Source organism: Modestobacter versicolor (genome assembly GCF_041028285.1).
In the GTDB taxonomy this organism is placed as follows: Bacteria; Actinomycetota; Actinomycetes; order Mycobacteriales; family Geodermatophilaceae; genus Modestobacter; species Modestobacter versicolor_A.
Genome location: NZ_JABGDB010000004.1, coordinates 239,188 through 247,680 on the forward strand (window position 1 = coordinate 239,188; position 8,493 = coordinate 247,680).

Here is an 8,493-nt window from a genome sequence, read left to right on the forward strand (position 1 = left end):
CCTCCCGCTCTCCCCCGCCGCCCTCGCCGACCGGCTGGCCGACCTGCTGGCCGCTGTGCCGCCGGAGGCCGGCGCCGCCGCGCTGCGGGTCGCCGTCGACGGGCCCGACCTGCCGGGTGCCGAGGGGCTCACCGGGCCGCAGCCGCTCGCCGAGGCGGTGGCCGCGCGGCTGCCGAGCCTCAGCCGGCCGGCCGTCGTCGTCCCGGCCGAGGGCTTCTACCGGCCGGCGTCCCTGCGGCTGGAGCACGGCCGCACCGACCCCGACGCCCGGTACAGCGACTGGCTCGACGCCGGCGCGCTGGCCCGCGAGGTGCTGGACCGCTGCGGGCCGCGCGGCACCGGGGAGTACCTGCCGGCCCTGTGGGACCTGGAGCGGGACCGCGCCGCCCGCCTCGGCTACCGGCCCGCACCGGCGGGCGGGGTGCTGCTGGTGTCCGGCCCGCTGCTGCAGGGGCTGGGGCTGGGCTTCGACGTCGTCGTCCACCTGCGGGTCGGCCCGGCGGCCCGACGCCGCCGCGTCCCGGCCGACCGGGCGTGGGAGCTGCCCGCCTTCGACCGCTACGACGACGAGGTGGACCCCACCGCCCTGGCCGACGCCGTGGTGCTCGCCGACCACCCCGACCGTCCCGCGCTGGTGCTCGCAGGGCGCTTCAGCTGAACTCGCCGGCCACCCAGCGGTCGATGATGTGCCGCGCGATCGACACCGACGGCGGGAGCGCCTGCGGGCCGGTGCCCGAGCGCAGCTCGTCGCGGCTGAACCAGCGGGCCTCCTCGATCTCGTCGTGGTCGATGCGCAGCTCGAGGTCGGTGGCGCGGGCGACGTAGCCGAGCATCAGCGACTGCGGGAACGGCCAGGGCTGGCTGGACACGTACCGGACGTCGGTGACGTCGATCCCGACCTCCTCGGCGACCTCGCGGACCACCGCGGCCTCGGCGGACTCCCCGGGCTCGACGAACCCGGCGAGGATCGAGAACCGGCCGGGCGGCCACACCGCCTGGCGGCCCAGCACGCAGCGGTCACCGCCGTCGTGGACCAGCATGATCACCGCCGGGTCGGTGCGCGGGAAGACCTCCCGGCCGCTCTCCGGGTCGCGCTGCACCCAGCCGGCCTTCTCGATGGTGGTGGGCGCCCCGGTGAGCGGGGAGAAGCGGTTGCGCTCGTGCCACTCCACGATGCCGATCGCCTGGGACAGCAGCCCGGCGTCCAGGTCGCCCAGCTCGGCGCCGACCTCGCGGAGCCCGGCCCAGGAGTCGACCGGCCGACCGCCGACGGTCAGCGAGCGGGGTGCCCGCACCGCCGCGTAGGGCACGCCGTCGGCCTCGCCGAGGTAGATGGCGCCCTCGGGCAGCGCGGGCTGCTCGTCGTACAGCAGCGCGGGACCCGACGGCCCCTCCTGCACCGGGACGGCGCGGGCGTCGTCGACCCGGAGCACCCGGACCGGCCGCCCCTGCGCCGGGTCGGGCAGCGCCCGGGCCAGGTGACCGCGGTCGTGGGCGGTGCGGGAGAGCAGCGGGACGTCGGTGACCGCGCCGGCCTGCCGGTCCTCGGGCCACCCGGCGCGGTCGGGCGGCGGCGGGTTGTCGGCCGGGGTGCTGCCGCCGGGCGGGACGCTCACTGCTCGTCGACCGCCGGCGCGGAGACCTCGACCGGGCCGAGGGCGCGCAGCTGGTCGGCGGCCTCGCCGGCGTCGCCGACGACCACCGCGGTCAGCCCGGCCGGCGACAGCCACCGCCGGGACGCCTCGGTGACCTCGTCGATGCCCACCGTGGCCAGCGCCCGCTGGTGGTCGGCCAGCCACTCGGCCGACAGCCCGGCGCCGAACAGCGCCGACAGCGTGCTGGCCAGGCCGGCGTGGGTCGCCGTCCCGAGCGCCAGGGTGCCCAGCAGGTACCGGCGGGCGGACTCGAGCTCGGCCTCGGACACCGGGGTCAGCGCCATCCGGCCCAGCTCGTACCAGGTCTCCAGCAGCGCCGGCCCGGTGACGGCGGTGGCGACGTCGGCGTCCACGGTGAACGACGAGCCCGCCATCAGGTGCTCGACCCCGCTGCGCGGGCTGTAGGTGTAGCCGCGCCGCTCGCGGATGTTCTCCACCAGCCGGGAGGAGAAGTAGCCGCCGAAGACCATGCTGGCCAGCCGGACGGCGGGCAGCTGCGGGTCGGTGCGGCCCGGCGCGGGCCCGCCGAGGCGGACGTTGGACTGCACGGCACCGGGGCGGTGGACCAGCTGCAGCGGGCCGGGGCCGACCTCGGGCACGGGACCGGCGGCGACCGCCCGGCCCTCCGCCACCCAGCCGGCCAGCGCGGTGCCGACGGCGTCGGCCGCGGCGGCCGGGTCGACCTCGCCGACCAGGACCAGCGTGCTGCCCGCGGGGAGCACCCGGTCGCGGTGCAGCCGGCGCAGCGCGGCGGGCGTGACCGAGGCGACCAGGTCGGCCGAGGGCAGCTGCTGGGCGTAGGGGTGGTCGCCGTAGCGGCGGGCGGCCAGGGCGCTGCGGGCGATGACGCCGGGCTGCGACCGGGCGATGCGGATCCGCTCGACCACCCGGGCGCGCTCGGCGTCCACCGGGCGGGACGGGTAGGTCGCCGCGGTGAGCAGCTCGGCGAGCACCCCGAGCACCGGCGCGAGCCCGTCGGGCAGCATCGTGGTGGAGAACAGCATCCGGTCGGCGTCGGCGGACACCGACAGCTCCCCGCCGTGCGCCTGCAGCAGCTGCGCGATCTCCAGCTGGTCGTGCCGCGCGGTGCCGAGCAGGACGGCGCCGGTGAGCACGCTGGTGCGCGCGGCGTGGGTGGCCGCCTGGCGGGGTGCGGAGGCGGCGAAGGGCACCCGCAGGCGCAGCTCGACCAGCGGCACCCCCGGGCGGGGCACGACGACCAGCCGCAGCCCGTTGGGCAGCGTCGTCTCGTGCACCTCGGGGACCGGCGTGGGCCGCGGCTCGCCCAGCGGCGGGACCAGGGACAGGTCGAGGACGGGCGCACTCATCGGGACTGGCCTCCGGTCGCGCGCAGTTCCAGGATCGCGGCGGTGTCCGGCGAGAGCCCGCGGGCCGCTGCCTGCACCTGGTCGGGGGTCACGGCGGCCAGCCGGGCGGCCAGCTCGCCGGCGAGCTCGGCCCGGCCGTGGACGAGCTCGGCGGAGGCGAACCCCAGCGTGCGGCCGAGCACGGAGTCGGCCTGCTGCAGCAGCTGCGCCTCGGTGCGCGCGGTCACCCGGGCCAGCTCGTCGGCGGGGACGCCGTCGGTGGCGACCTTCTCGACCTCCTCGTGCACCGCCGCCAGCACCCGGTCCACCGGGACGTCGGCGGGGTGGTGCACCTGGCTGACCAGCAGGGTGGCGTCGCGGACGTCGAACGGGTCGCCGAACAGCCCGAGGTAGCTGCTCTGCGCGACGGCCAGCTGGTCGGTGTGCAGCAGCCGCCGCTCCAGCCGGGAGGCGTCGCCCTCGCTGAGCAGCTCGGCGAGCAGCACGGTGCCCAGGTAGGTGTCCAGGTCACCGACCGGGTCGGGCACCCGCCAGCCGATGGCCACCGCCGGGGCCGGCGCGAGGGCGTCCTCGACGACGCCGCGGCGCACCGTGGTCGGCGAGGGCTCCCCCACCACGGGGGCGGGCGGCGCGGGGCGGGCGGCCACCGGGTCGAACCAGCGGCGGACCAGCGTCTCGGTCTCGGCGACGTCCAGGTCGCCGCCGATGCAGAGCACCGCGTTGCTCGGCGCGTAGTAGCGGTGGAAGAAGTCCAGCGCGTCGTCGACCGTGGAGGACTCGAGGTCGACGAAGGAGCCGTAGCCGTCGTGGGTGTTGGCGAAGCTCTCGAACGCGATCTCGGGCAGCTGCAACCAGGGGAAGGCGCCGTAGGGCCGGTTGAGCACGTTGACCCGGATCTCCTCCTTCACCACGTCGATCTGGTTGCGGAGGTTCTCCTCGGTGATCGCCGGGGCGGCCATCCGGTCGGCCTCGAGGAAGACCGCCCGCTCCAGCGCCTCGGAGGGCAGCGCCTGGAAGTAGTTCGTGTAGTCCTGGTGGGTCGACCCGTTGAAGGTGCCGCCCGCGGCCTGCACCAGCCGGGCGTGCTCCATCTTCGGCACGTGGGCCGAGCCCTGGAACATCATGTGCTCGAACAGGTGCGCGAACCCGGTGCGACCCGGCGGTTCCGACCGCATGCCGACGTCGTAGAAGACGCTCACGGCGACGACAGGGACACTCCGGTCCGGCGCGAGCACGACCCGCAGCCCGTTGTCGAGCGTGAACCGCTCCACCGGGTGCCGCAGGGTCAGGTCGGCCCCAGCTGCTGTCACGTTCCCGACCCTAACCGCGCCCGCCGACACGCCGGTGGCCGGTTCCCCCGCGAGGGTGGCCGACGTGCGTCACAGCACGTCGACGTCGCCCAGCACCCGGTCGATGACGCCGTAGAGCTCGGCGTGCGTGTTGGGGATGGACAGGTACAGCAGCGCGGGCTCCGGCCGGCCGACGTCGATCAGCAGCAGCGCCGCCCGCTCGCCGGACGCCTCGTACCCGGCGACGTCCCAGCGCAGGTCGAACTCGTAGAGCCAGGCCGACGCCCCGTCCACGGTGACCGCCTCGTCGCGGCGGACCTCCAGCTCGTTGGGCCCCGGGTAGTACAGCTGGCGCACCGACCCGGCCACCGCGGTGACCGTCGGCTGCAGCGTGCCGGTGCCCGCGTAGCCGTACTCGGGCACCAGCGGCCCGGAGGTGCACTGGGCGATGAAGACGTCGAAGCCGCCCGGCAGGTCCTCCTGGGTGACGAAGTACTGCCCGGCGGTCTCGGTGGTCTCGTCCTGGAACGGGCGGTCCCACTCCAGCCAGCCGTCGCCCAGGAACGGGTAGGAGATGCCGGCGGCCTCGTCGATGATCCGCACCGTGCCCGGCGGGAAGGTGTTGCCCGGGCGGCTCGTCGGGGCGGCCACCGGGGCCGGGTCGTCCCGGTCCGGCTCCCCGCCGGACAGCGCCACCCCGACGAGCACGAGCAGCAGGACGACGGCCGCCGCTCCCAGCCCCAGCAGCAGCGGACGGCGGGACCGCAGCGGGCGGGCGCGCGGCGCGTCGGGGGTGCCCCAGGACTCCCACGCCGGCGGGGGCCCACCGGCGCCCGGCGGCGGCTCGAACGGCCGGCCGACGTCGACGCCCGGGCCGGCGGGGGTGGTGACGTCGGACCAGCTGAGGCCGTTCCACCAGCGCACCGTGCCGGGGGCGCCGTCCGGGTCGGGGTACCACCCGGGGGCCGGCGCCCGCTGCCCGCTGCCGACGTCGCTCACCCGGCCAGCCTAGGGCCGGTCAGTACCCGCGGTCGGCGGTGGCGGCCCACCACGACCGGAGGTCGGACAGCCCGGGCTCGCCGCCGCCGCGCAGCTCCACCACCGAGCGGCTGCCGACGTCGGGCCAGGTCCAGCTGAGCACCGCGTCGCCGTCGTCGTCGACCCAGCACGCCAGCCGGCCGACCTCCACCTCGTCGCCGTCCGGGTCGAGGTCGGTCACCGCGACCCAGCCCTGCCCGTCGTCGCCGGACCCGCAGCCGTAGACGTCGTCCAGCGGCGCCAGGTCCTGCGCGGAGACGTCCGCGGCGAAGGCGTCGCCCGCCCCGGTCCCGGCCGCGACGGCGTACCTGCCGCTGGTGGGCCCCTCGCCGTCCTGGGTCGGGCCGCAGCGCAGCTCCCGCAGCACGTCACCGGCCGGGTCCGCGGTGTCGCAGCTGCCGGCGTCGACGTCGCTGGGCAGCGTGAAGGCCAGCAGCCGGCCCGCCGCGTCCCGGACCTGGTCACCGGCGCGGTCGGCCCGGCGGTCGGTGACCAGGAGCAGCACGCCGAGGGCGATGACTACCAGCACCGGGACGGCGGCGACCGCGAGGAGCGAGCCGACGCCGTACCGGGGCCCCGGGCGGTCCCCCGCCGGGTCGGCCGGGACGCCTGCGGGCGGTCCGGCGGCGACCGGGGCGGACCAGCCCGCGGCCGGGACCGCGGCACCGCCGGCCACCGGGCCGACCGTCGCCGGTGCACCGACCGCGGTGGGCGCGGAGGGCACCAGCGCCCGCGGCCGGGTGACCGACCGCCCGTCGCCGTCGCCGGGCGGGAGCGGCCCCTGCACGGTCGGCACCGCGTCGGGGTGCTCGACCGGGCGGGGCACCTCGACGCCGTCCGCGGCCAGGGCGGCACGCGCCGCGGCGGCCAGCGCCCCGGCGGAGCCCCAGCGCTGCTCGCGGTCCTTGGCCAGCCCGCGGAGCACCACGTCGTCCAGCTGCCGGGGAAGGCCCGCGCGCAGCGACGAGGGCGCGGCGGGCGGCTCGTACAGGTGGGCGTGCATGAGGCCGGCGGGATCCGGGGCGGCGAAGGGCCGCTGCCCGGTGAGCAGCTCGAACAGCACGCAGGCCAGCGAGTAGACGTCGGCCCGGCCGTCCGGGGGCGGTCCGCCGAACCGCTCGGGGGCCATGTACTCGGTGCTGCCGACCGCGAGGCCGGTGCCGGTCAGCGGCGGTCCGGCGCCCGGGTCGGCCGTCCGGGCGATGCCGAAGTCGACCAGGTAGGCGAAGTCCTCCCCGGCGGCCGCGTCGGCCAGGTCGACGCCGTCCCCGCGACCGACCAGCAGCACGTTGGAGGGCTTGACGTCCCGGTGCACCAGGCCGTCGGCGTGCGCGGCGTCCAGGGCGCGGGCCACCTGGCCGACCAGGTCGACCGCCCGGGCCGGGTCCAGCGGGCCGGACCGGCCGAGCAGGGACGCCAGGTCCTCGCCCTCGACCAGCCGCATGTCCAGGAAGAGCCGGCCGTCGATCTCGCCGAAGCGGTGGATGGGGATGACGTGCGGCTCGTGCAGCCGCGCGGCGATCCGCGCCTCGCGCCGGAACCGCTCGCGGTAGCCCTCGTCCTGCGCCCACTGCGGGTGCAGCACCTTGAGGGCGACGTCCCGCTCGTGCGCGGCGTCGTGGGCGCGGAGCACCCGGCCCATCCCGCCGGTGCCCAGCACCCCCAGCACGCGGTAGTCGCCGAACTGCTCCCCCGCCGGCTCCGTGTCGTCCACTCCCACCGCCTGCTCGCCGTCCGCCGGGTTCAGCGTGCCGGGAAGGGCACGGCGGCCAGGTCCCGCCACAGGTGGGCGGTCGCCTCGGCGCAGCGGTACAGCATCGGCAGCAGCACCCGCTCGTCCGGCGAGTGGATCCGGTCGGTGGGCAGGCCCGCGCCGAGGAACAGCAGCGGGGCACCCAGGACGTCGGCCAGGTCCGCCTCGGGGCCGCTCCCGCCCTCGCGGGTGAAGAGCACCCGGTCCGGCGTGGTGTCGAAGGCCCGGGCGATCGAGCCGAGCAGGACGTCCATCGCCGGGTGGTCGAGGTCGCTGGCGCACGGCGAGACGCCGCCGGCCGGCACGTGCACGTCGGCCTCGATGCCCTCGGGGAGGTGCGCCGCCACCCAGGCCCGCACCTGGTCGCCGAGGTCGGCGGGGACCTGGTCGGCGACCAGGCGGAAGGTGATCTTGGCGTGCGCCTCGGCGGGCACGATCGTCTTGTGGCCCGGGCCGCTGTAGCCGCCCCACATGCCGTTGACCTCGGCGGTCGGCCGGGCACCGACCCGCTCCAGGGTGCTGTAGCCGGTCTCGCCGGTGGCGACCCGGGAGGCGGCCGGGCCGGCCAGCCACGCCGCCTCGTCGAAGGGGACCCGGCCCATCAGGTCGCGCTCGCGGTCGGTCAGCGGGCGCACCCGGTCGTAGAAGCCGGGCAGCGTCACCCGGCCCTCGGCGTCGTGCAGGCCGGCCAGCAGCGTGGCCAGGGCGTGCAGCGGGTTGGGCACCGCGCCGCCGAAGGAGCCCGAGTGCAGGTCGACCGCCGGGCCGCGCAGGGTGATCTCGGCGTCGGCCAGGCCGCGCATCGCCGTCACGACGCTGGGGGTGTCCGGGGCGGCCATGCCGGTGTCGCTGACCACGACGACGTCGCAGCGCAGCCGGTCGGCCTGCGCGGTGAGCAGGTCGGCGAAGTGCGGTGAGCCGGACTCCTCCTCGCCCTCGACCAGCAGCTTCACCGTGACCGCCGGGGTGTCCCGGCCGGTGGCGGCCAGGTGCGCGCGGATCGCGAGCAGGTGGAAGGCGATGTTGCCCTTGTCGTCGCAGGCGCCGCGGGCGTGCAGCTCCGGGCCGTCAGGGCCCTCGACCAGCGTCGGCTCGAAGGCCGGGTGCGTCCACAGTTCCGGCGGGTCGACCGGCTGCACGTCGTGGTGGCCGTAGACCAGCGCCGTCGGGGCGCCCGCGTCGGCCGACGGCCACTCGGCGAACACCGCGGGGGCGCCGGGGGTCGGCCAGACCTCCACGGTCGGGAAGCCGACGCGGCGCAGCGCCGCGGCCAGCCACTCGGCGCTGGCCGCGACGTCGTCGGCGTGCGCCGGGTCGGCGGAGATCGACGGGATCCGGAGCCAGGCGTCCAGGTCGGCGTGCAGGTCGTCGAGGTGGGCGTGGACGAAGTCGCGTTCGGCGCTGCTGCTCACGCCCGGGACGGTAGCCGA

The 8,493-nt window shown here is 77.2% G+C and carries 7 protein-coding genes; 1 reads left to right on the forward strand and 6 read right to left on the reverse strand.

Translation table 11 applies throughout. The features are described 5' to 3' along the window. Window positions 1-55 precede the first annotated feature (55 nt). Window positions 56-658, forward strand: a complete 603-nt coding sequence (locus HL054_RS15580; RefSeq protein WP_369139920.1) for a uridine kinase — start codon at window positions 56-58, stop codon at window positions 656-658. Here HL054_RS15580 and nudC read toward each other — a convergent pair. The 6 genes from nudC to HL054_RS15610 form a co-directional block, all read right to left on the reverse strand. Then, a complete protein-coding gene (nudC, locus tag HL054_RS15585; RefSeq protein ID WP_369139921.1) occupies window positions 651-1,616 on the reverse strand; it encodes an NAD(+) diphosphatase in 966 nt (321 codons plus the stop codon). The two genes, HL054_RS15580 and nudC, sit on opposite strands and share 8 nt — an antisense overlap. Next, window positions 1,613-2,983 (reverse strand): M16 family metallopeptidase, encoded by a 1,371-nt coding sequence (locus HL054_RS15590; protein WP_369139922.1) that lies wholly within the window; start codon window positions 2,981-2,983, stop codon window positions 1,613-1,615. Before HL054_RS15590 ends, nudC begins: the two co-directional genes overlap by 4 nt. Beyond that, a complete protein-coding gene (locus HL054_RS15595; RefSeq protein WP_369139923.1) occupies window positions 2,980-4,293 on the reverse strand; it encodes a M16 family metallopeptidase in 1,314 nt (437 codons plus the stop codon). The genes HL054_RS15590 and HL054_RS15595 overlap by 4 nt, the downstream gene beginning before the upstream one ends. Before the next feature lie 69 nt (window positions 4,294-4,362). Further along, on the reverse strand, window positions 4,363-5,271 hold the full coding sequence (locus tag HL054_RS15600) for a DUF2510 domain-containing protein (RefSeq protein ID WP_369139924.1): 909 nt from the start codon (window positions 5,269-5,271) through the stop codon (window positions 4,363-4,365). Window positions 5,272-5,290: 19 nt separating this feature from the next. After that, window positions 5,291-7,024 carry a serine/threonine-protein kinase gene (locus HL054_RS15605; protein ID WP_369139925.1) on the reverse strand — a complete coding sequence of 578 codons (1,734 nt, stop codon included), beginning with the start codon at window positions 7,022-7,024 and terminating at the stop codon, window positions 5,291-5,293. 29 nt (window positions 7,025-7,053) lie between these two features. Continuing rightward, on the reverse strand, window positions 7,054-8,475 hold the full coding sequence (locus HL054_RS15610; RefSeq protein WP_369139926.1) for a M20/M25/M40 family metallo-hydrolase: 1,422 nt from the start codon (window positions 8,473-8,475) through the stop codon (window positions 7,054-7,056). Window positions 8,476-8,493 lie beyond the last annotated feature (18 nt).